Raw genomic sequence first — 21,474 nt, forward strand, 5'->3', positions numbered from 1 at the left:
CCTATACTGATCCCACCGGCGCGCGCCGCCCAGGGCAACCGTGCATTTCAAGTTAGAAATACGAAAGGAGTCGATCATGGGACAGAAAGCCAGGCAGGTGCGCCGCGCACGCAATGCCGCGTCGGCACGGCAACCGGGAAACGGCCCCTTCGTCGGCAAGCCGATCGATGGCGGGCAATACTTCGATGTGGTCGAGGAACAGGAATACGCCGACCGCAGGCCGACGCCGGAGGAGCAGCGGCCGCGCTTTTCCTACATGAAGGACACGCCGCAGGACCCGCAGGAAAAGTAAGCCCGCGCGCAACGCCGGCGGGTTTGCTCCAGCGCAGAGGTTCGCAGCATGGTGCGCTTTTCCGGGCTTTCCGCTCTGGAAATCCGTGCAGGCGTGAACTACATTGGAACCATCGGCAACTAAGTGTTTGTGACAACATGACGACAATGGATTACATCACGATGCTGCTCTCGGATGAAAAAAACCAGGCCGGCCGCCGCCTGCCCGCCGTTGCCCAGACCTTCTTTTTCATCCTCCTGCCGTTTTCCATCATTCCCCCGGCCATGCTGCTGCTTGCCGGGCACTTCCATCCGGGCGCATTCCTGGGGGCGGCGCCGGAAGCGAGCTGGCGCGAACTGGCACTGATCGTGTTTGCTGCGGAACTGGTCACCGTGCCGCTCATGGCCTGGGTCATGCACGACTTGTCCGGGATGCTCAAGATCGAGGGCAATTTCCGCATGACCTTCCTGATTGCCTCGCTGAGCGCCGTACCGCTCTGGGTCTCCAGCCTCGCGCTGGCCGTCCCGAATGTGGCGCTGCTGCTTGTCATCGGCGCCGCCGGCCTCCTCGTATCCGCCCTCCTGCTGCACCGCTGCCTGCGCAGCGTCTACCGGATCCGCGACGAGGAAGATGCGCAGGCGCTGGCCTCGACCGCCTTCTCGGTGGGCGGCCTGCTGTGGACCGTGCTCTGCGGCGCCGTGGTCGTACCGCTGGCCGGCTGACCGGAGATCCGGGCAGCCCGCGCGAGCGGACGGCCGCGTCCTGCCGCCACTTGCCCGCGCATCATTGCTCCCGCCCGGGCGCCGTCGGGTTACACTACTGCGCAATTGCAATTGCGACCCGGAAGAACCCGCATGCCGCTTTCCAATACGCTGCCCTCCTCCTCCAAGACCATGCCGCTGCGCGCCGGCATGGCTTGTGTTGCCCTGTTCCTGGCGGTGCAAGCGGCGCATGCCGCCCCGCGCCATCCAAAGCCGATCCGGGATGCCGAAGCCAAGGGCGCGAAGGTGGTGGCGACCTTTCCCGCCGCTTCCGGCCTGACCGGCTGGGTGGTATCGCAGAACGGCACGTATTCGATGGCCTTTACCACCGCGGACCGGAAAACCCTGATCGTCGGCGAGCTGATCGACGAAAAGGGCAAGAACCTGAACGATCATTACGCCGACAAATACTTCCCGAAAGCCGCTTCCGCCGGCAATGCGGGCAACGCGGTCAACTCGAGCCCGCGGCCGTCCCGCGCCAGGGAAAACAACCGATAACCCGGGCGGCAGCCGCGCCGCCGCTTATTCTCCGCCGGCCGCACCCTGCGCGAGCCGCTCTCCGCGCGTCAGCCTGTTGCGCATCTGCACCGCGGCCATTGCCGCACTTTTCACTCGGCGAAACGGCGGCCGTGAACAGATCCTGCACGCACCTTCGAGAGCAAGGGCTTTTCGGTGCGCCCCCACCCCGTTGCCAATCCCTCCGACTACCCGGAAGTACGGCATTCCGCAAGAGTCCGGCTCCTGCCATACCGGCGCCGACCAGGGCTGTGCCCGCCCAACCAAAGGAGCAATTCCGATGAAACATCTCGTCTCGACCACACTCGCCCTTGCCCTCTCCGGCATCGCCTTTGCGCAATCAGGAAACAAGGAGGGCGCGGGCGCGCACAATCACGGCCCAACGAATGGCAAGAGCGCCGGCCAGAAGCAGGCGGCGATGTCGCACGAAGCCGAGGGCACGGTCAAATCCATCGACGCGAAGAAAACCCGGGTGACCATCGCGCATGGCCCGGTGCAAAGCCTCAAGTGGCCGGGCATGACCATGGCGTTCGCCGTCAAGGACAAGTCGCTGTTCGACAAGCTTACGGTGGGACAGAAGGTGCAATTCGAGTTTGTGCAGCAAGGCGCGAACTACGTGATCACCTCGGTCAGGTAAGGCCGCGCCCGAACGCATGCGGCCCACACGGCGTCCTTGACCTTCCCATGATGGGAAGGTCTACAGTGGTCACAGGATCACGAAAGGAGAACTGCCATGTTTGAACTGCTTGTGGAAAAAATGACCTGCGGCGGCTGCGCTGCCCGCGTCAGGCGCGCCATCGAGTCGGTGGACAGCGACGCGACCGTCAGCATCGACCTGCGCGGCAAGAAAGTGCTGGTGGAAACGGATGCCGACCCGGCCGAAGTGACGGCCGCCATCACCGCCGCCGGCTATCCGGCCCGCACTCCCCAGCCGGCGGGCTGAAGCGCCGCCTGTCCGGCATGATCGGTGCCGAACAGGCGGATGTGGACCTGGAAAGCCTTGATCACCTCATTTGGCCTTGCGGCCGGGGTTTCCGCGCTTGCGCAGGCGAGCGAGAAACATCGGCGCGCCTGCCGCCACGGAGACCATCATGAACGACCACGCGCATCACCTTCATGACCATCACCCCCACGACGGGCATCAGCGCCGGGAACCGGCGCCGGAAGCGCCGCCGGGAACCATCTACACCTGCCCGATGCACCCGGAGATCCGGCAACCGGCTCCCGGCATCTGCCCGAAGTGCGGCATGGCGCTCGAACCGGTGCTGCCGTCACTGGAAGAACAGGAAAACCCCGAGCTGGTCGACTTCCGGCGCCGCTTCTGGTGGACGCTGCCGCTGACGGTCGCGGTCGCCGTCCTCGCGATGTTCGGCCACCGTATGGTGGCCGGCGGGGTGCCGGCGCAAAGCTGGGTGGAACTGGCGCTCAGCACGCCGGTGGTGCTCTGGGCCGGCTGGCCGTTCTTCCTGCGCGGCCTCGCGTCGATCCGCAACCGCAGCCCGAACATGTGGACCCTGATCGCCATCGGCGTCGCCGCCGCCTACGGCTACAGCCTGGCGGCCACCTTCGCGCCGCAGCTGTTCCCCGCTTCGTTTGCGATGCACGGCCGCATCGGCGTCTACTACGAAGCCGCCGCGGTCATCATCTCCCTCACCCTGCTCGGCCAGATCCTGGAACTGCGGGCCCGCTCGCAGACCAGTGCCGCGATCAAGGCCCTGCTCGGGCTGGCGCCCAGGACCGCGCGCCGCATCCGCGGCGACGGCGGCGAGGAAGACGTGCCGCTGCCCCATGTGCACATCGGCGACGTGCTGCGCGTGCGTCCCGGCGAAAAGGTGCCGGTCGACGGCATCGTGCTGGAAGGCGAAAGCGCGCTGGACGAGTCCATGCTGACCGGCGAGCCGGTCCCGGTCACGAAGCGGCCGGGCGACATGCTGATCGGCGCCACCATCAACACCAGCGGCAGCCTGGTCATGCGCGCCGAGAAAGTGGGCGCGCAGACCATGCTGTCGCAGATCGTCCAGATGGTCGCGAACGCGCAGCGCACGCGGGCGCCGCTGCAGCGGCTGGCCGACGTCGTGGCCGGTTATTTCGTGATGGCCGTGGTCGGCATCGCGCTCCTGACCCTTCTCGCCTGGGGTTTCTTCGGCCCCGAGCCGAGCTGGGTATACGGCTTCGTGAACGCGGTGGCCGTGCTGATCATCGCCTGCCCCTGTGCGCTCGGCCTGGCCACTCCGATGTCCATCATGGCTGCAACAGGGCGCGCCGCCACGCAAGGCATCCTGTTCCGCGACGCCGCGGCGATCGAAGCGATGCGCAAGGTCGACACGCTGATCGTCGACAAGACCGGCACGCTGACCGAAGGCAAGCCCGCGTTCGAGCGCGCCCTCCCCGCGCCCGGCATCACCGTACAGGAGGTGCTGCACGTGGCGGCCAGCCTCGACCAGGGCAGCGAACATCCGCTGGCGCAAGCCATCGTCGACGAGGCGCGCAAACAGAAACTGCAGCTGGACAAGCCAAAGACCTTCGAATCGTCGAGCGGCATCGGCGTGACAGGCGTGGTGGCCGGCCGTCGCGTCGCCCTTGGCAACACGGTCCTGATGGACCAGGAAAAGGTCGACTGGCGCCCGCTCCAGCATGAGGCCGAGGCGCTGCGCGGCGAAGGCGCGAGCGTGATGTACCTGGCGGCGGACGGGCGCCTGCTCGGCCTGCTGGCGGTCTCCGATCCGGTCAAGCGCACCACGCCGGAAGCGCTGCAGGCGCTCAAGGACGCCGGCATCCAGGTCATCATGGCGACCGGCGACGGCGTCACGACCGCGCGGTCGGTCGCCAGGCGGCTCGGCATCGCACAGGTTTACGGCGAGGTCAAGCCGCAGGACAAGCTGCAGCTGGTCGAACGGCTGCAGCAAGAGGGCAAGACGGTGGCGATGGCCGGCGACGGCATCAACGATGCGCCGGCGCTGGCGAAGTCGAACGTCGGCATCGCGATGGGCACCGGCACCGATGTCGCGATCAACAGCGCCCACGTCACCCTCGTCAAGGGCGACCTGCGGTCGATCGCCCGCGCCCGCGCGCTTTCCCTCGACACCGTACGCAACATGCGCCAGAACCTCGGCTTTGCCTTCGTGTACAACGCGCTCGGCATTCCGCTGGCAGCCGGCCTTCTCTATCCGTTCACCGGACAGCTGCTGTCGCCGATGATCGCCGCGCTCGCGATGAGCCTCAGTTCCGTGTCGGTGATCGCGAACGCGCTGCGGCTGCGCGGCGGGGGAAGATGACGGGAAAAGGCGCAAAGAAACCGGTTCTGCCTGCGGCAGAACCGGCGGCGATCGTTGCGTTGCCGGAAAAAAGCTAATCCAGGTCAAGAATCGCCGGGAAGAATTAATCCGGGTCAAGGGATCGCAACGCGGCCCGTTTCCGCCGCCGCCGGCCGCCTTATACTTCGCCCCGATAGCATTATTGAAAGGAGCGCGTACGGGTATGACACTGTCGGCAGACATTTCGAGAGACTATGAGGAAGCACCGCGTAGTGCGCGCCGGAATTCATCGAAGAGTGTGCAACTCCATGACCTGCCGGTCGACGCGCCCCCTCCCGCCGAAAAAAACAGCATGCCCGTGCTCGACGCCCGCATCGCCGAGGACGCCGCTGAAGTGCGCCGGCTTCTTTGCGTGATAGGCATGCTCGCTCCACTCACCACCCTTCTGCTGCTGACCGTCTGGTACCTGGCGGTGTAGCGCCGACATCGTCACAGGCCGGCGCCGCCGGCCCCTCCTTCAACCACAGCTTGCGGCCCGCAACGCAGCGCATGGACCTTCTCGTTCCATCGGCTGGGCATCTATCGAAAACTTGATATAGACAGTGTTCATTCCGCTGTCTACCTTAGCTGGATCCGAGTCTCGTGCCGCCGCCTTTTCCGTGAATAAGTTGCGGATTGCCGTTGTGCTCTGAACAGCAGAAACGAACCCGATTCCGGACTGACATCCGCCACTCGGTTTTTGTACAACCCGGCGCGCCTCGCGCTCCCAACGCAAAACGAACGCATGATCGTCTTGCAGATTCACAGCGGCCTGGGGAATCAGCTGTTCATGTATGCCGCCGCACGCGCGCTGTCAGAGAAACGCCGTGCCGATCTCTATCTCGATGTGGATACCGACTGCATGCTTGGCGTCAATCACGGGCAAGGCGTCGGGCATTCGTTCCAGTTGGACCGCTTCCGCATCAAGGCGCGGCTCCTTGACCGCGCCCCGGTTCTCTCCGGTGCCGCTCTGTCATCTGCCGGCGCCATCAGCACGATCAAGGCGCGGCTGCGCAAGGTTGCAGTACTCAGGAAGGCGGTTCGCCTGTTACGCGAGAACGGCATCGACCTCGTCAACGCGGCAACCGAGGCAGTGGTGAACGATACGCGGCTGTATCGCGAGAAGTATGGCGACTGGGGCTACAAGCCGGAGTTTTTCGAGCTGGAGGACAATACCATCCTTCGAGGATGCTTTTTCTCGTTCAGATACTTCGACTGGATGGAGGAAGACATCCGCAGGGAGCTGTCGCTGAAAGCTCCTCTGTCGCCGCAAAGCGCGATCCTCGAACGCCGGATCGATGCGACGAATTCCGTCAGCATCCACTTCCGGCGGGGTGACGTGATCACGAATCCGGAGTATCGAAGCTGGTACGAAGGTGTCGTCACGGAGAGCTACTACCGTAATGCAATCGAATACATCCGCGCGCGCCTGGACAACCCGCACTTCTACATTTTCTCGGACGATATCGACTGGGTAAGGCATCACTTCGGGATCAACGGCGAAGTCACGTACGTCGATCACAATGGCCCGGAGCGAGGATACGAGGACCTGCATCTGATGAGCCGCTGCCGCCACAACGTTACCGCGGGCTTCAGCTCCTTCAGCTGGTGGGCTGCCTATCTGAACCGGAATCCGGGCAAGATCGTCGTGCGCACTCGCCGCATGAATGCCCTGCCCCACCTCGACCATCCGCACGACTTCTTTCCGGCTGGCTGGATCGCGGTGGATTCATGATGTGCGGCGATCACTGCGCCGGTCGCACCGTGCCGGGCCGCACAAAATTCCTTGGCACTTGAACCGCGCATGGGCAACGGCCTGTTGAGTGCGCCGGGGCTGGCAACGCCGTCGACGGTGGCGGCGAAACGCGTATTCGCGCCTGCCTGATGGGAATCCGCGAGAAATGTGGTCTGATCGATTCCCCCGAGGACACGAAAGAATTGCCGTTTAACTCGCGTCGGCCGTGCCCGCTTTTTGCCGTTCCTGGCTGAAATGCAGGTCGATCACACCTTCGGCTTACTGCCTATTTTCAGGCTTTACCCTGCTGCCGGCCTCAGTTTGCCGCCTCGTTTCGCTCCGTACGCAATGACAGTGGCGTAAGCGACGACGATGGGAAATGCGATCAATCCCATCCCCAGGGTCAATGCCGCCAATGCCAGCATCATGATGAAAACGGGCGCGGCAGCGGCGAGAGAAAGCATGAGGAAATAGCGTTCTCCATATAAGAATCCGTGCAGCAGGCCAATGCAATAGGCGAAGGCAAGAATGATCACGAGCGATGCAATCAATTCGCCATAGGTCAGTCCCTGAATTGGCGTATCGGCGAAATAGGCATTTCCAACTGGAAGCAGCTCTAGTAACCAGCCGGCCAGGAACAGCGCAATACAAGAGCTGATGAAGCTGGTAGCGGCGCCAGCTATTGGCATGAGCGCTTTCATCGCATTCAAGGTTTGGCTTGGGCGGCGGAAGGCAAGCGAAAACATTTGCCGGATCGAAGGGTGAGGCCTCAGCGCTCGGTCAACGCAAGCTGCGCTCCCAGGCCGGCAAACGCGCCTGCGAACCCGCGACGAAGCCAGGCTTGAACGCTCGGCGAATCGATGACAGCCTTACGGAACGCGTGTGCCAGGAACCCATAGACCATGAACACGCCGAAAGTCATCGCCATGAACACTGCGCTCAGGCCGAGCAGTTGCAAAAGCGGCGACGTGACTCCAGGCTCAACGAATTGCGGCAGGAATGCCAGGAAAAATACCGTGAGCTTCGGGTTCAGAATGTTCAGCAGGAATGCCTTTGTCACCAGGCTTGCCGCCCCGGCCTTGCCCTGGTCCAGCTGTACCGCAAATGCCGTGCGATCGCGCCAGGTTACGACCGCGAGGTAGAAGAGGTATGCCACGCCCGCGTACTTCAGCACCTGGAAGGCCAAAGCGCTCGCGTGCATGACGGCGGCCAGGCCAAGAACGGTTGCCATCAGATGCGGCACGATGCCGAGCGTGCAACCGAGGGAGGCGAAGAAGCTCGCCCTGTGCCCTTGAGTCAGGCCGGTGGACACGGTGAATACGACGCCAGTGCCCGGAATGAGCACGACGATGAGGGATGTGATCAAGAATTCGGCAGTAAACACAAGATGTCTCCTTGTAAGGCAGGGAATTCACCCGCTGAACTTTAGCGGGGCATGGCTTGTTATATGAATCGCAAAACCGCAATTTAACATCGTCCCCTGCCGTTTGACATCCCATAGTCATGATCACACGGGAGCAAGACGCCCTGGACCGCGCGGTACAAGGAGAACACGTTTGAGCATGAGCGGTGCCATCTCAGCTGCGGACACGGCGCGCGACACAAGGTGGCCCTGGATCTCGTCACAGTTCAGGCCATGGAGAATGTTGACCTGCTCCATCGTTTCCACCCCCTCGGCAACCACGCAAATGTCCAGCGCCTCGGCCATCGACATAATGGCCTTAAACACCACTTTTGCCTCCCTGCCCTCGCCCAGTGCCGTGGTAAATGCCTGGTCGACCTTGAGGACATCGACATCAAGGCGATGCAGCTGCGCCATGGACGAATAACCGGTGCCAAAGTCGTCGATCATGAGCTTGATTCCGAGCTCGCGCAGTGCCCGAAGCTCGGCCGTCACCACGTTGCTCCTGTCTATCACGGCCGATTCTGTCAGTTCTGCCTCGATCAGTTGCGGCGGAATCCGATGGCGCCGGATGCAATCGGCAAGAAATGTGCTCAGCGTTCCTGCCTTCAGCTGCTGCGGAGAGACATTGATCGACACCGGGACGGCTGTCAGTCCTTGTGCTTGCCATTCGGCTAGCTGGCGGCAGACCTTCTCGATCACACGCTCCCCGAGACGGACAATCAGGCCCATGTCTTCGGCGGTATCGATAAACTCCGACGGATACACAAGTCCGTGCTGCGGCCGCTCCCATCGCACCAGCGCCTCCATGCTGGTCAGGCTTCCGCTTCGGATGCCGACGCGCGGCTGGTAGTGGACGACGAACTGGTCCTCGTCGACCGCCTCTCGAAGCGCACGCTCTTTGCTCAGCCGCAGGATCAACGAATCCGACAGGTGCGAGTGATAGTAGGCATAGCGTCCCTTCCCCGCCGCCTTGGCAGCGTACATTGCCACGTCCGCATGCTTGAGCAGCGTCTCGGCATCCTGCCCGTCCTGCGGATACATGCTGATGCCGATGGAAGCGTTGACCTCGTTGCCGGTCCCGGAAGCAAGCGAATACGGCTTGCCGACAGCCGCGACAATCGCTTTGGCCACGCGCGACACATCTTCTTCCACATGGACATTTTCGAGGATGACGACGAACTCGTCGCCGCCGAGCCGGGTCACCTGATCGCTGGCCCTCACCGCGCTCTTCAGGCGATGCGCCGCCTGTATCAGCAGTTCATCGCCGGCCTCGTGCCCCAGGGTATCATTGATGTTCTTGAAGTTGTCCAGGTCGATGAACAGCACGGCCAGGTGCCCTTCATGGGACGACGCGCGGGTGACAGCTTGCGGCAGGTAACCGTTGAGCCAGTGACGGTTGGGAAGCTTGGTGAGCACGTCGTTGTTCGCCAGGTCCGAGAGGGCCTGCTCCTGCTCCTTGGCACTGGAAATATCGCGGACAGTCACTGCCAGACCGGCGCCGGATCGGACTATGCGCCGGTAGATCCACTTTGCCTTGACGACGCTTTGGGGGGGAACCCGCAATTCCTCTTCGATAAAACCTTTCTTCAAACCGAGATGACAAAGGCGCAACAGTTCGTCCCTCAACCTGTCCGGCTCCATCTCCGACACCTTTAAGCCGACCAGGCGGTCGCGCGTCGTCCCGATGAGTTCGGCTGTCCGGTTATTGCAGTCCTCGAGCCGGAAATCAACGACCTGTCCCTCTCGGTCAAGGATAGGGCGGATCATGTAGAAGGCTTCGTTCGCGGCATCCGTCGCGGCCCGATACGTCTCCCGGGTTTCTTCGACTTCGCGCCGGCGGCGCGTCGCGCGGTAGGTGACATACGCGGTGACGAGGGACACGGCAAGTATGAGGAAACCTTGTATCAGCGCCTGCCGCTGGCGCCGTTCCGCGTCCCGGACATAAGGGGCGAGCGCATCGTCCACCGAAAAGGCGGCGATCGCGACCAGGGGATACTTTTGTAATTTTTTCCAAGCGACAAAGCGCGCGCGATTATCGCGGAATTTCTCTGCGGGTTCCAGCGTGACGCCCGCTGGCGCATCGAACAAAGGATTCTTGCGATAAAAAATAAAAGGAGTGGTCTGGGATTGCGTGCCGACCTTTGACGCGAGCAATGGGCCGGTTGCCAGGCGGACTGACACAAAGTCGTTGTTTCCGGGGACTGCGTTTTCCTGGAAGATAATCAGGAAAGGCGGTTCGACGGAAACGATCGCAACACCGTCAAACGATCCGTCCGGCTTGTTCAGCCGTCGCGTGAAGCGGACGATGTTTCTGCCCATGAACCTGCTTGCGCTCGGCTCCGAAATGAGCAAGCCGCCGCAGCATTGGTCCCGATGGAACTGGAAATACGGGAGATCAGCCACGTTCGTCGGACTGCGACCGGATACCGTGGTGGTCGCAGGGTCGCCGTTCGCATCGAAGATCGACGCATATAGGAGGTTACTTTCGGGAAAAAGGCCACGCGCCTTTTCTTCCTCGAGGTTCAACGCGATATCCGGATCTTCCCAATGGTATTTCAGCCGCAGCGTGATCTGATCAATCTGGTGCACGGTATGCCCAAGCTGCTGCGCATAGGAGTTGGCCACGCCCGCAGCATTTCGGCGTGCGGCTGCTTCACCCTGCGCGCGGATTTCGGCAGCGTCCCGGGAAGCAGAGAACCACAGCCCCAGTGCAATGCAGAGGCCGAGAACAGGCCATAAAACCAGCTGTCGGTTCCTGATGATTTCCTGCCAAGAGATGGCACGAGGCAAAAAGGCAGCGCGGCGCGGCATGAACAAGCGCGAGTGAGCATGTCGATATCAATAAGCAAGGAGAGCAAATCACGTGCCTAAGTTCCATGAGGCATAACCGGGACACTGCTAACGCAGCAACACCCCAAACGGAGGTCCAATCGCCCTCCAGGTTACCTGGAGCTGTCGAACGCGCAGATGCCAGCCGAACTCAAGGTCTCATCCTTTGTTGCATCGTTGGTTCAACGCGAGGCGTCATAACTTCCACTCCGTGCTGTTGCCGCCCGCTTGCCGCTGTGTAGCCGGGTTGAACAGGCGGTCATGCCTTAGTCCTGCGGCAGGAATTGCGGATTCCATACCACCTCCCACAGGTGTTTGTCGGGATCCCGGAAGTAACCGGCATAGCCGCCCCAGAACGTGTCCTGAGCCGGCTTGACGACAGCCGCGCCTGCCGACTCAGCCTGCCTCATCACCTCATCGACTTCCTCTTTCGCGCTTACGTTATGTCCCAGCGTCAGATCGGTGGCGCATGGCGGGCCGAGGGCAAGACCGGTGTCACGAGCAATGCTCTTGCGCGGCCAGAGGGCGAGTTTCAATCCGGCCTGCAAATGAAAAAATGCGACCGCACCGTATTCAAATTCCTTGCCGATAATCCCTTCGGATTCGAAGCCAAGACCATCACGGTAAAACCGCAGCGCGCGGTCAAGGTCGTCGACGCCCAAGGTGACAACGGAGATACGTGGCTTCATGCGTTGACCTTTTTTCGCTGGCCATCCTGCGCGAGCAACTACAGTGCTGGCGGATCCTGTCGTAGAAAGACAGCAACTTCCTCCGGGGTACCCAAGGGAATAACGGAGTCGAAGGGGAGCTCATGCAGATAAACCAGGCCATCCGTCCGAATAATCTGGTTGTACATCGGGGCAATGTATTTTTCCCCCTTTTCAACCCGTGTTGTGTCGCTGTAATAGTCTGCGTACACCTTCCGGTAAAGATCCAGGGAAGAGAACCAATACAAGCCGATCGTTGCGTGCGGCGAAATGCGGACTTTTTCCCTTATCTCGGTAATCCTCTTATCCGGCGTCGCCGCCGCAAAACTCCACCCTTCTCCTTTGCCTGGAAAACAGGGAACCCAACCATCACCCCGTGTGGCATGTGCAGGCAGGGAATCGGGGTGGACAAAAGTGTCGATGTTGTAGATCAGAATGGGATATCCGCTATCCGCGATAAGCGGTCCGGCCAGCATCGCACTTGTAGCCTGCCCGTCGGTGACATGGTCAATCTCGAGAATCTGAACATTGCGAATTCCCAGCTGCGCCGCATGCCTGCGTATGAAGGGTACGGCCTGGTCCTCGGCCCTTACAATGAAGAAAAAGGACGCACCCTGTTGTATGAAGTTGCGCAGACTCAGCATTGACCACTCAAAGAGTGTCTTCCCATGCGCGTCGATACAATATTTCGGGATGTTGTATCCCGCGTCGCGGAACCTTTTCCCCAGGCCCGCCATTGTGATGATTGCGTTTACCATGGCTTACGGACCTGGCACGTCGGCGCCAATCAGGCTCTGGATTTCTTCATATGACAAGCGCAGGAATTCGTCCGGCCGGATCGTTTTGTCATCCACATAGAATCCGCCGCGTCCTGCCCACGGCTTGCCCAGGTGCAGCTCGTCATACGGGATCCTGTGCCGGTCAAGCCATTCCATCATCTGCTTTCCGGTCGTCGCGACAATCTTGCCGACATTCCCGTCGTGCGTGTTCATGTTCCGTGACGAATAAAGGATGATATAAAAGCCCTGGCTCTCATACCATTTGAGCTTGTCGACGATTGCCGCGATCGGCTCGAGCTCGCTATAGCGTTCGTTTTCCTGCTTGACCGGACAAAGCGTCCCGTCGACATCCATCACAATGCACAGTTGTTTGCGGATCATGCAGAGATTCCTCCGTGGACTCTTACGTGATAAACCGACGGAATTTCGATGGCATCCTTGCGCAAATAAACTGCGCTGGCAAAGAAGCCGGTGCCTTGTCACACGCGTGCCCCGGCACTTCAGGCAAACCGGGTGTCTTTCCTCGGATTCCTCAGGTGAAAGAAGGCCATATGGCTGAACCAAGAATTGTCCAGGCCATGGCAATTCGGATGCACCTCGGGAAGGATCCGGGGCCTGCCGTTTCCGCGGTCGTCCGGTCGCCCAAGCGAAATGTCGAAGAACCAGACGTGAACCTCCCCGAACCACCGTTTGAAGTCTTCCATGACGGCCGGAATATCATTGGTGCCGAAAGCGGCGTCGCACTGGCTGTTGGTGCCGGCCGCATCCCATCGATTTTCAAACCACCCTGCCTGGAGGCGGTCGAAATGATGGACGTCGATCAATAAAGCCTCATTGACCGGAGGCGGCGCGGTCCGACAGTAGGGGTAATAGCGCGAAAAGAAAAACTGCAGCGTGGCGCAACCGTCCGGTTTCAATATTCTCGTGATGTCACGGATAATGCTCGACCTCGTGTCATGTACGCAGATGTGGTGAAGTGCAATCGTGCAGAAAGCGAAGTCATACGCGCTTGTCGGCGCATCTCCACAGTCCGTGCCGGAGGCCAGGAAAAGATTTGAGCCCGGCGTGCGCTCCTTTGCGGCGCTCAGCATTTTCTTCGAGATGTCGGCGCCATCGCACCGCTTCAGAATGCGCGCCATCCGGCGGATCATTCTTCCTTCTCCGCAACCAACGTCGAACCCTATCGCATCAGACGGATCTGCGAGCACCGGCTTCCTGATGTCGCCATACAAATGCAGAAGATGAGTTTCGTAGGGAAAGTTTTCGTGATAGTCATAGTTGCCTACGATTTCCTCGACGCTGAATCCCCGGGCATCGTAGAAGTCTTTTTGCATTTTTGCGTACTTGCTCAGGAGATCTCGCATGGCGTTTCCTCATTTGAGAATGGGAGAGATGAAAAGACGCAACCAGTTTTGGCCTTACAACTTCAACGCGATAACTTTATCTAAACATCGTAGTGCTGCATTGCTGAGCACAACTGATCTATCCCAATAAATCGAACCAGCACGAGGGAGTATGCTTGACATGCGTTCTTTGGCGGCACTTCTTCCGGCAAGCCTTTGTGCGCTGCGCCGGATGCAAAATCTGTCGTCGAAAACGTATCTCGCCCGCACTTGAACGCGTCCAATACATGATTGCCTGAACCGAATGATGACCGCTAACTGGCGCGCGCTGGAAGGGGCTGGGATCAAAGACCTCCGCAAGGCAGTCACGCTCCTGCCACTCATCGCGTTCATGGCAAGAGGCGATCTTCGGGCAAGGTATAGACGCAGCGTTCTAGGTCCATTGTGGCTGACGCTCGGCACCGCGATCGGCGTCCTGGGCCTGGGGATCGTATGGAGCGAACTTTTCAAGATGGAGCGCAAGACATTTGTTCCCGCCTTGACGGCAGGACTCATCCTTTGGCAGCTCCTGAGCGGGTGCATTGTGGAGGCAACAACGACTTACTGGAGACAAGCAGCAATCATTCGAAACATCAGTGTCCCTCTTTCCGTTCACCCCATTCAACTAGTCATCAAACATCTCATCAACTTCGCCCATAACTTGCCGGTGTTTGTTGTTGTCGTTGTTTTTTTTGATGTACCGGTTACCCTTCACACCTTATTGATCATTCCCTGCCTGGTTCTCATCGCCGCAAACCTGCTGTGGATAGCGCTTCTTTTCAGCACGCTGGGCGCGCGCTTCCGTGATCTGGAATATCTGGTCGCTGCGGCGATGCCGATGCTGATGTTTCTCAGCCCGGTTTTTTATCGTCCGCATTACGTTCCTATCAGCGGGGCATTCATCTGGCTGAATCCGTTCAGCCATTTCATTGAATTGGCACGTTACCCGCTTCTAGGCGGCGCTCCCCCCGCCTTTGTTGTCTCGACGAACCTGCTGTTCTGCGCGCTTGGCTGGATGTTTACGCTTTACGTTTTTAATGCCAAGCGCGACAGGATCGCTTATTGGGTGTAAGCATGGCAAAACTCTCGTTTGCCAATGTAACCGTGCAGTACCCCGTCTACAACAGCCGCGGAAAATCGCTGCGGAATCAACTGGTCCGGATATCCACCGGCGGACTGATCGAGCAGGAATCGGCCAGGGTGCAAATCGTTACCGCGTTAAAGGACGTGTCGTTCGATCTGCAGCACGGCGACAAGGTAGGCTTACTTGGCCACAACGGCTCGGGCAAGAGCACCATGCTGCGCACAATGGCCGGCATATACACGCCCGTATCCGGCTCAATCGTGAGAGAAGGCAGGGTAGCGACCGTTCTGGAATTGGGCGCCGGCATGGACAGCGAGCTTTCCGGTTACGAAAACATCACCCGGATGGCGATGCTGCTCGGTCTCTCTCTGAATGAGATCAAAAGGAAAACCCGTGACATCGAAGAGTTTACCCAGCTTGGCGATTTTCTGAACCTGCCGGTTCGCACCTACTCCGCCGGCATGGCAACACGTCTGATGTTCGCGATCGCAACCTCAACGGAACCGGACATTCTGCTCGTCGACGAGGTATTCGGTGCAGGCGACGCCGAGTTTCAGGAAAAGGCAAAGAGCAGAATGGAAGCGCTGATTTCTTCCGTTGGAATTTTCGCGTTTGCGTCGCACGATCTGGAAGCCCTGAAACGATATTGCCGGAGATTTTTCCGGCTCGAGCACGGTTCCGTCGTTGAAGTAAGCCTCGACGAGATACCAAAGGTGGAAAACATCAATCAAGTTGTGATCTAGATCAGAAAGGATTTCTCCGCTAACGCCGGGTTTGTCGCTAAGCTGATGTGAACTGCTGGTCACTTGCCTGCCCGGCGATCAGCGGTGGCCGGGACAACGACAAGCGAGGTTGACGTCCCAAGGAAGCAGGGCCGATCGAGTGCTTCGTCGAAAATAGCTGCTGAGCGGTCCAGGCACCGCGACAAAAGCAGCGCTTCTTTAACAGACCAAGGGCGACTGTAGTTCACAAAGGGAAGAGCCGCCCGGCAATGCCACCGTTTGATTTTCGAGCTGCGTCCGATGTTGCGTGGCTTCCTTCTCGCTGCAAAGAAAGGATCGTCCGAGATGCTTCTTATTCTTTCAGGAGCATATGTCGAGTCCGAACTCTTTTCCGAATTCGGCAAGATTCCCCCGTCCTTTCTGCCCGTCGGGAACAGACGCCTGTACTGCTACCAGATTGAGCAGGTCGGCAGGTTCTACAGCGACATCCACCTGACCCTCCCCGACGACTTCGAGATTGGTGAAGCGGACATCAACTATCTGAAGGCCCATCGCGTTCGGGTATATCGCACCAATGCCGGTCTTTCTCTGGGCGAAGCGGTTCGCGCCTATCTCGGAAATACCGAAACCGGCGGCCGCATGGATATTCTGTACGGCGATACGCTGATTACCGATGCGGATCTTGACAGCACTGACTGGCTGGCGGTCGGCACGTCGGACGAGTACTACCATTGGTACCATGAAATGCCGCACGACGGGCAGCCAGGGGGGACCTGGGCGGGCATGTTCTCGTTTTCCGACAGCAAGCTGCTGTACCGGAAGCTGTCCGAAGTCGGCGATTTCATCACGGCGGTGAAATGCTACGGCGAGAGTGTTCCCCGAATGGAGCGCAAGCAGGTCGAAAGATGGCTGGATTTCGGCCATGTTCATACGTACTTCGATTCGAAGAGGTTGATCACTACGGAAAGGCACTTCAATCATCTGACGATCGCCGACGGCGTCCTCACGAAATCGAGCGATGACCCAAAGAAGATCCTTGCGGAAGCAGCATGGTACGAAAATGCGCCGCCGGGGGTGAAGGTCTTTCTTCCCAACCTGATTTCGAAGCAGGAAAGCACGCCGGTGAGCTATTCGCTCGAATATCTCTCGCTTGCCACGCTCAGCGAGCTGTATGTCTTCGGCAGACTTCCCGGGCGTGTGTGGAAGAAGATTTTTTCGGCATGTGACACCTACTTCGAAGCCGCCTCCCTCGTCCCGGTCAGGGCACCGTTGCCGAAAGACTTCGTGGAGATTACTTATCTAAAAAAAACGGTCGACCGGTTGAAAGAATTTTCCGGACAGACCGGCGTCGATTTGCAGTCGTCGTGGACATTCAACGGCATAGTGACGCCATCGTTGCTGACGATGACGTATGAGGCAGCCGCCGCAACGATGTCGCAGGCACCGGTATCGTCATTTATCCACGGCGATTTTTGCTTCAGCAATATCTTTTTCGATTTCCGCAGCGGACGCCTGAAGATGGTCGATCCTCGGGGAATCGACGCCGAAGGAAGGATTACGCAATACGGAGATTTTCGGTACGAGGTCGGCAAGCTCGCGCATTCGATTCTTGGTTTGTACGATTTTATTATTGCAAGGCATTTTTCCGTAGATATCGCCGGCAGTTCTGTTTCGTTCCGTGTGTTGGCGGACACGAGTTCATGCGTACAGGATATCTTCCTGAAAACCCGGTTCATGGGGCGCACTCCAGACCACTGGGACTGCTATCCGGTAATGCTGCTGCTCTTCCTTTCAATGCTGCCATTGCATGTCGATGACCCGGTCCGCCAACAGGCACTCATGGCGAATTGCCTGCGCCTTTACCTGGAGTGGAAGCGTGATGTGAAAGCCGATGAGGCATTGCATGAGCAGCTTGAGGAAGACAAGATGACGCAGGGCGGTCCCGCCATGATTGCCGGGTTACCTCTCTCAGAGGGAGTCAAACGGTGAACGGGCTGACGAACAGCCAGGCATTCGCGGAATTCCTCTGTCCGCGCCAGGTGGCGCTCTGTATTGTGCTGCTGCCAGCCTAGCGGTGCTCCGGTGATATACGTATCGCTTCCCATTCACACGCAACCCGCCGTTGTGGCGAGCCAGCTTAGGAATTTCGCGTTTTTCCTGCCGCAAGCGATCGTCGTTTTACACGTGTCGCCGAGGGCGAAGTTCGAGATGGTTGAATTGACAGAGGCGCTTGCGCGGAGCAGGTGCGAAAACTTCCTGATCAATCCGGAACGGACCCCGACTTCATGGGGGAACATACTCCATGCGCACGTCGCAAATATCCGTCTCATCCGGCAGCTGGGAAACGCGACGAAGATCTGCATGCATGCCTCGAATGACATGCTGGTTCGCGAAGGACTGGCCAAACGGCTCGGGACAGGCGAAAACTTCTTTAACCGGCGAACCGTGCGTCCGGGCACGTACTGGCGGTTTGGCCAGCCGGCCCTCGAAGACGAGTGCCTGTCGAAGCTTCGACAGCGCTTCGGCGGCGCGGACGTGATCGGCTCCCAGATTGAAGGGTCATGCTACCGTGCAGATCTGTTGTTTGAAATCGCCGACATCATCTCGGGGATACCGCGCATTCCGCCCCGCACGCTTTATCCGCGCGAAGAGGTATGGTTTTCCACGCTGGCAAACGCGCTTGGCGCTTTTCCTGCCGGTTGCCCTTATATCTTTTCCGAGTTCCACCGGTTCGACCGCGTTTTCTGGAAAGTCCTGCGCAGGATAAATCCGGTCATTGGCACGAAGTCCGCTGCCTCGCACTTCATCCGGCGGGTGATCGAGTTCGGAATGATCAAGACTGGTTTTCACCGGATCAATACCGGTTGGGTTGACGCGATCGCCAAGAATGATATTGCACGTCTTGCGCCGTACGAATGCCTGTCCGACGGCAATAACGTATGGCGCGTGTTCGACCGCCACGGCCTCTTTGGCGTCAAGCGCGTGCCGCGGCGCGCGACGTCACCGCTCCGAAACTATATCGATGCGATGGCGCGTCTCCCCGAGCCACTATCAAGCATCACCATATCGAATTCAGGAGCGAAATGAGGAATTCGGACATTACCGTGGTGTTTCAAGGCGCCTTCAAACCGTACACGACGCAGGGGAAGGAGTCTTTTCTTTCGAATGTCCGGGCCGTACGGCGTGTTTTGCCGGGCGCTAAAATCATCGTATCGACATGGGAAGGCGCAGAAATCCCGCGCGGCCTCGGAACAAGCGACATTGTTTTCGCCAAGGATCCGGGCGGGCTTGCCCCTCTCAAGCTGATCGACAACAAGATCAACAACGTCAACCGCCAGATCGTATCCACCAGCGCCGGCATGGCCGCAGTGGAGACCGCCTTTGCAATCAAACTGCGTACCGACTGCTATCTGGAACATGCCGGGTTTCTCGACTTCTACGCCGAGCAGCTTAAACGCGACAAGGGACACCGGCGCATCCTTGTGAACTGCTTTTTCACGCTCAACCCTGTCATCTTTGAACGCATCCCTTACCACCTGAGCGACTGGTTCCAGTTCGGCCCCACCGAGCTTCTCCGGGCATACTGGTCGGCGCCATTAATGAGCCCCCAGGACGCCCGCTTCTACGAGTTCAATCCTCATCCTCCGGACTCCACGCTGTTTGAAAAACGGTTCCGCAGCAAACTGGCGGCCGAGCAGCATATTTGCACGCACTACGCCCGCTCGCTTGGGTACGCCTGCCCGCAGTTCCTGAACGATCGTTCGCCGCAAGTCATGAAGGACTTTTACAGGTTCATCGCGGAGGAAACCATCGTTCTCGATCCATGGCAGGCAGGACTTGTATTTCCCAAGTACACATGGGTTAACTCTTCTTTGTTCCAAAAAATTAACAACCTGATGTATCTGGACTGGTTGAAGATCAGTGGCCAGGTGTCGCATGAAGATATCGCTCCCTGGCAAGCGGCGGCAGTGATGAAGCGACGGGAACGTCTGCAGCGTATCGCGGAATATGGATTCCGGCATACGACGCCATTGCACCCACTGATTTTCGAGCCATCCAGACAGGGCAACGTCGTCCGGAGAACGGCCTACCACGTCCTGAAGTTATTTGGATGAACGTGGCGGCGGCGCCGACAGGAAGCCAGCGAATATCGGCGCAAAAGCCAGCAGAACGTTGAAAGCGCTGCGGCTTCGGTCGGCGGATTTCCGGCGACCGCTTCGGGCGTGCTGTCGCAATCAAGCGATACCGACCTTGTGTTTCGTACACGCCCGGTGGGGCGCCGGACAAGTGAGGATGGCGATGCGAATAACTGCCGTTGTCGTTACCTATAGCAGACCGGATCTGCTGCCAAGGGTGGTGGAAGCGTTACTGGAGCAAACGCGCCCGGTGGATCGAATTCTGATCGTGAATAACGCCTGCGAGCTCCCGCCGAAGACTCCACTTCCCCACAGGAGCAATCTGCTCGTGCTGCGTTCGGAAGTGAATCTGGGCGGCGCCGGCGGCTTTGCACTCGGGATGCAAGAGGCGTGCAGGCTGGGCACCGACTGGATCTGGCTTCTTGATGATGACGCGATTCCGCGAACCGAAGCACTTGCGGCTTTGGTCGATGCGCTTCCGGACCTGTCTTCGCCGGTCGGAGGCGTCTGCGGCACCGTCCGGGAGTATGGCGACGTCGCAACAATGCATCGCAGAATGTTCGATTCACTGCTCGGACTCGAGCGGCCTCTGGGGAAGACCGCATATTCGACGGCATCGATACCGATCGACATCGGATCCTTTGTCGGCTTCATGGTGTCGACCTCTGCAATCGCGGTCGTCGGATTTCCGAATCCGGCATTCTTCCTCGCTTATGACGACACGGAATATTCCCTGAGGCTGAAGGCGGCAGGCTTCGGCCTTTGGCTGATCCCCGCAAGCGTCGTCGATCACATCCGGGCAGCAGAAAGCCGTTTGCGCTATTCCCGCTTCGGCCCAAAGCATTACTTCAATATCCGCAATCGCATTGCCGTCAAAAGGTCTTACTCCTACTTCCATAACCTGTCGGTCTTAACCGGAATCTTCTTTGGCTGCACCTTGTGGCTTGCATGCAGGGGCCGGTTCCAATGGAAGACCTTCCGCGTCCTGGTAAGAGCAATTTCGGACGGATTCAGGGGGCGGCTTGGCCCATATCCCGAGACACTGGAGCGTGTTTAAGGATGGAACACGAACGCACTTGCGTTGCGCATCAGTATGGCGTTCCGTCCTTGTGCCTGAATTGCCAGACGCCGTCCTTCAGTTCCGCTTGAATGTCATCATCGGGATAGGCCCCCTGGTCCCCAGGCGTCCTGTCGCCGACTTCCAGGTACACGACGGTTTCAGAGGTGTTGTTGACCAGGTGGTGCGCGTTACCCGTGCCGGCCTTGAAACCGGCGCACATGCCGGGAGCGAGTTGGGTATCGCCTTCGTCGGTGCGAAGCGTCGGATGGCCGGCGAGGATGTAGATGAACTCGTCCTGTCTGGTGTGACTGTGGCGAAGCGCAGAGACAGCGTTCGGTGCGAGACGGGTCAGGTTGACGCCGAAATTGGTCAAGCCGAAAACATCGCCAAGTTGGCGCTTTTCTCTGCCATTCATTCGCGACGCGAAGGGCTCAGGGTAATTCGACGGTTTGGTGCGAGGGACGACTTCGTCCGCATGAACCGCGATCAGGGGCTGGTGAGTGCTCATATGAAGTACCTCGCGGCATGTAGCAGATTGCAACCGGCCGGCGAAAAACGGAGCGTGATTCGCACATGACGCCCGCTGCTGTCTGTCCTGGTTTTCAACCCGGCAGTCATGAAACAACAAGGTAGACAAAACAGCAACAGAGGGATTGCGCTACGACAAACTCTGGTAACGGTATCCGGCAGCGCGAATCATCCTGCCGGATTGGATCGGGAAAGCGGCATCCGCGGGTGCGAAGGCCGGCGCGGGCTTCCCGTATTCGAGCCCGCCGCAAGCTACTCGACCATGC

At 59.3% G+C, this 21,474-nt stretch carries 22 protein-coding genes; 14 read left to right on the plus strand and 8 right to left on the minus strand.

What is annotated here, in order from left to right:
• The first annotated feature begins 76 nt into the window (after window positions 1-76).
• The 8 genes from VEC01_RS11710 to VEC01_RS11745 all read left to right on the plus strand — a co-directional run bounded on the left by VEC01_RS11710 (window position 77) and on the right by VEC01_RS11745 (window position 6,576).
• Entirely contained in the window at window positions 77-292 is a 216-nt protein-coding gene (locus VEC01_RS11710; RefSeq protein WP_324901003.1) for a hypothetical protein, read from the plus strand.
• 137 nt (window positions 293-429) lie between these two features.
• A complete protein-coding gene (locus tag VEC01_RS11715; RefSeq protein WP_324901004.1) occupies window positions 430-993 on the plus strand; it encodes a YIP1 family protein in 564 nt (187 codons plus the stop codon).
• 132 nt (window positions 994-1,125) lie between these two features.
• Window positions 1,126-1,530 carry a hypothetical protein gene (locus VEC01_RS11720; protein WP_324901005.1) on the plus strand — a complete coding sequence of 135 codons (405 nt, stop codon included), beginning with the start codon at window positions 1,126-1,128 and terminating at the stop codon, window positions 1,528-1,530.
• A gap of 298 nt (window positions 1,531-1,828) precedes the next feature.
• The gene (locus tag VEC01_RS11725) at window positions 1,829-2,185 is read left to right on the plus strand and encodes a copper-binding protein (protein ID WP_324901006.1); all 357 of its coding nucleotides are present in this window, start codon (window positions 1,829-1,831) and stop codon (window positions 2,183-2,185) included.
• A gap of 96 nt (window positions 2,186-2,281) precedes the next feature.
• Entirely contained in the window at window positions 2,282-2,491 is a 210-nt protein-coding gene (locus tag VEC01_RS11730; protein WP_324901007.1) for a heavy-metal-associated domain-containing protein, read from the plus strand.
• Window positions 2,492-2,639: 148 nt separating this feature from the next.
• Window positions 2,640-4,823, plus strand: a complete 2,184-nt coding sequence (locus VEC01_RS11735; protein WP_414691447.1) for a copper-transporting P-type ATPase — start codon at window positions 2,640-2,642, stop codon at window positions 4,821-4,823.
• A gap of 202 nt (window positions 4,824-5,025) precedes the next feature.
• Window positions 5,026-5,280 carry a hypothetical protein gene (locus tag VEC01_RS11740; RefSeq protein ID WP_324901008.1) on the plus strand — a complete coding sequence of 85 codons (255 nt, stop codon included), beginning with the start codon at window positions 5,026-5,028 and terminating at the stop codon, window positions 5,278-5,280.
• 306 nt (window positions 5,281-5,586) lie between these two features.
• The gene (locus VEC01_RS11745) at window positions 5,587-6,576 is read left to right on the plus strand and encodes an alpha-1,2-fucosyltransferase (RefSeq protein WP_324901009.1); all 990 of its coding nucleotides are present in this window, start codon (window positions 5,587-5,589) and stop codon (window positions 6,574-6,576) included.
• A 299-nt stretch (window positions 6,577-6,875) separates the two neighbouring features.
• On the opposite strand, the gene VEC01_RS11750 is transcribed toward VEC01_RS11745, so the two are convergent.
• The 7 genes from VEC01_RS11750 to VEC01_RS11780 form a co-directional block, all read right to left on the minus strand.
• On the minus strand, window positions 6,876-7,322 hold the full coding sequence (locus VEC01_RS11750; RefSeq protein WP_324901010.1) for a hypothetical protein: 447 nt from the start codon (window positions 7,320-7,322) through the stop codon (window positions 6,876-6,878).
• A 23-nt stretch (window positions 7,323-7,345) separates the two neighbouring features.
• Entirely contained in the window at window positions 7,346-7,960 is a 615-nt protein-coding gene (locus VEC01_RS11755) for a LysE family translocator (RefSeq protein ID WP_324901011.1), read from the minus strand.
• Between the two features lie 123 nt (window positions 7,961-8,083).
• Window positions 8,084-10,792 carry a bifunctional diguanylate cyclase/phosphodiesterase gene (locus VEC01_RS11760; protein ID WP_324901012.1) on the minus strand — a complete coding sequence of 903 codons (2,709 nt, stop codon included), beginning with the start codon at window positions 10,790-10,792 and terminating at the stop codon, window positions 8,084-8,086.
• 284 nt (window positions 10,793-11,076) lie between these two features.
• Entirely contained in the window at window positions 11,077-11,499 is a 423-nt protein-coding gene (locus tag VEC01_RS11765) for a VOC family protein (protein ID WP_324901013.1), read from the minus strand.
• A gap of 38 nt (window positions 11,500-11,537) precedes the next feature.
• Window positions 11,538-12,275, minus strand: a complete 738-nt coding sequence (locus VEC01_RS11770; protein ID WP_324901014.1) for a glycosyltransferase family 2 protein — start codon at window positions 12,273-12,275, stop codon at window positions 11,538-11,540.
• Between the two features lie 3 nt (window positions 12,276-12,278).
• The gene (locus tag VEC01_RS11775; protein ID WP_324901015.1) at window positions 12,279-12,677 is read right to left on the minus strand and encodes a capsular biosynthesis protein; all 399 of its coding nucleotides are present in this window, start codon (window positions 12,675-12,677) and stop codon (window positions 12,279-12,281) included.
• Between the two features lie 119 nt (window positions 12,678-12,796).
• On the minus strand, window positions 12,797-13,660 hold the full coding sequence (locus VEC01_RS11780; RefSeq protein WP_324901016.1) for a class I SAM-dependent methyltransferase: 864 nt from the start codon (window positions 13,658-13,660) through the stop codon (window positions 12,797-12,799).
• A 283-nt stretch (window positions 13,661-13,943) separates the two neighbouring features.
• On the opposite strand from VEC01_RS11780, the gene VEC01_RS11785 reads away from it, so the two are divergent.
• The 6 genes from VEC01_RS11785 (at window position 13,944) to VEC01_RS11810 (ending at window position 20,677) form a co-directional block, all read left to right on the plus strand.
• Entirely contained in the window at window positions 13,944-14,750 is an 807-nt protein-coding gene (locus tag VEC01_RS11785; RefSeq protein WP_324901017.1) for an ABC transporter permease, read from the plus strand.
• A gap of 2 nt (window positions 14,751-14,752) precedes the next feature.
• A complete protein-coding gene (locus VEC01_RS11790) occupies window positions 14,753-15,505 on the plus strand; it encodes an ABC transporter ATP-binding protein (protein WP_324901018.1) in 753 nt (250 codons plus the stop codon).
• Between the two features lie 258 nt (window positions 15,506-15,763).
• Window positions 15,764-17,473 (plus strand): hypothetical protein, encoded by a 1,710-nt coding sequence (locus tag VEC01_RS11795; RefSeq protein ID WP_324901019.1) that lies wholly within the window; start codon window positions 15,764-15,766, stop codon window positions 17,471-17,473.
• A gap of 219 nt (window positions 17,474-17,692) precedes the next feature.
• Entirely contained in the window at window positions 17,693-18,571 is an 879-nt protein-coding gene (locus VEC01_RS11800) for a hypothetical protein (RefSeq protein WP_324901020.1), read from the plus strand.
• Window positions 18,568-19,599: a WavE lipopolysaccharide synthesis family protein gene (locus tag VEC01_RS11805; protein WP_324901021.1), complete on the plus strand. Its 1,032-nt coding sequence runs from the start codon at window positions 18,568-18,570 to the stop codon at window positions 19,597-19,599. Before VEC01_RS11800 ends, VEC01_RS11805 begins: the two co-directional genes overlap by 4 nt.
• A gap of 178 nt (window positions 19,600-19,777) precedes the next feature.
• Window positions 19,778-20,677 carry a glycosyltransferase gene (locus tag VEC01_RS11810; RefSeq protein WP_324901022.1) on the plus strand — a complete coding sequence of 300 codons (900 nt, stop codon included), beginning with the start codon at window positions 19,778-19,780 and terminating at the stop codon, window positions 20,675-20,677.
• Window positions 20,678-20,708: 31 nt separating this feature from the next.
• Here the strand turns inward: VEC01_RS11810 and VEC01_RS11815 are convergent, their stop codons facing one another.
• Window positions 20,709-21,188, minus strand: coding sequence for a cupin domain-containing protein (locus VEC01_RS11815; protein ID WP_324901023.1), 480 nt, complete (start codon window positions 21,186-21,188; stop codon window positions 20,709-20,711).
• Window positions 21,189-21,474 lie beyond the last annotated feature (286 nt).

The organism is Noviherbaspirillum sp. (genome assembly GCF_035627455.1).
In the GTDB taxonomy this organism is placed as follows: Bacteria; Pseudomonadota; Gammaproteobacteria; order Burkholderiales; family Burkholderiaceae_D; genus Noviherbaspirillum.

Excerpts from the sequence above, each read along its gene's own strand:
- VEC01_RS11750 (WP_324901010.1), bottom strand. The coding sequence starts at position 7,322 with ATGTTTTCGCTTGCCTTCCGCCGCCCAAGCCAAACCTTGAATGCGATG.
- VEC01_RS11745 (WP_324901009.1), top strand. The coding sequence starts at position 5,587 with ATGATCGTCTTGCAGATTCACAGCGGCCTGGGGAATCAGCTGTTCATG.
- VEC01_RS11800 (WP_324901020.1), top strand. The coding sequence starts at position 17,693 with ATGGTTGAATTGACAGAGGCGCTTGCGCGGAGCAGGTGCGAAAACTTC.
- VEC01_RS11740 (WP_324901008.1), top strand. The coding sequence starts at position 5,026 with ATGACACTGTCGGCAGACATTTCGAGAGACTATGAGGAAGCACCGCGT.
- VEC01_RS11780 (WP_324901016.1), bottom strand. The coding sequence starts at position 13,660 with ATGCGAGATCTCCTGAGCAAGTACGCAAAAATGCAAAAAGACTTCTAC.
- VEC01_RS11785 (WP_324901017.1), top strand. The coding sequence starts at position 13,944 with ATGATGACCGCTAACTGGCGCGCGCTGGAAGGGGCTGGGATCAAAGAC.
- VEC01_RS11735 (WP_414691447.1), top strand. The coding sequence starts at position 2,640 with ATGAACGACCACGCGCATCACCTTCATGACCATCACCCCCACGACGGG.
- VEC01_RS11725 (WP_324901006.1), top strand. The coding sequence starts at position 1,829 with ATGAAACATCTCGTCTCGACCACACTCGCCCTTGCCCTCTCCGGCATC.
- VEC01_RS11775 (WP_324901015.1), bottom strand. The coding sequence starts at position 12,677 with ATGATCCGCAAACAACTGTGCATTGTGATGGATGTCGACGGGACGCTT.
- VEC01_RS11760 (WP_324901012.1), bottom strand. The coding sequence starts at position 10,792 with ATGCCGCGCCGCGCTGCCTTTTTGCCTCGTGCCATCTCTTGGCAGGAA.
- VEC01_RS11790 (WP_324901018.1), top strand. The coding sequence starts at position 14,753 with ATGGCAAAACTCTCGTTTGCCAATGTAACCGTGCAGTACCCCGTCTAC.
- VEC01_RS11815 (WP_324901023.1), bottom strand. The coding sequence starts at position 21,188 with ATGAGCACTCACCAGCCCCTGATCGCGGTTCATGCGGACGAAGTCGTC.
- VEC01_RS11720 (WP_324901005.1), top strand. The coding sequence starts at position 1,126 with ATGCCGCTTTCCAATACGCTGCCCTCCTCCTCCAAGACCATGCCGCTG.
- VEC01_RS11710 (WP_324901003.1), top strand. The coding sequence starts at position 77 with ATGGGACAGAAAGCCAGGCAGGTGCGCCGCGCACGCAATGCCGCGTCG.
- VEC01_RS11810 (WP_324901022.1), top strand. The coding sequence starts at position 19,778 with ATGGCGATGCGAATAACTGCCGTTGTCGTTACCTATAGCAGACCGGAT.
- VEC01_RS11765 (WP_324901013.1), bottom strand. The coding sequence starts at position 11,499 with ATGAAGCCACGTATCTCCGTTGTCACCTTGGGCGTCGACGACCTTGAC.
- VEC01_RS11730 (WP_324901007.1), top strand. The coding sequence starts at position 2,282 with ATGTTTGAACTGCTTGTGGAAAAAATGACCTGCGGCGGCTGCGCTGCC.
- VEC01_RS11805 (WP_324901021.1), top strand. The coding sequence starts at position 18,568 with ATGAGGAATTCGGACATTACCGTGGTGTTTCAAGGCGCCTTCAAACCG.
- VEC01_RS11715 (WP_324901004.1), top strand. The coding sequence starts at position 430 with ATGACGACAATGGATTACATCACGATGCTGCTCTCGGATGAAAAAAAC.
- VEC01_RS11770 (WP_324901014.1), bottom strand. The coding sequence starts at position 12,275 with ATGGTAAACGCAATCATCACAATGGCGGGCCTGGGGAAAAGGTTCCGC.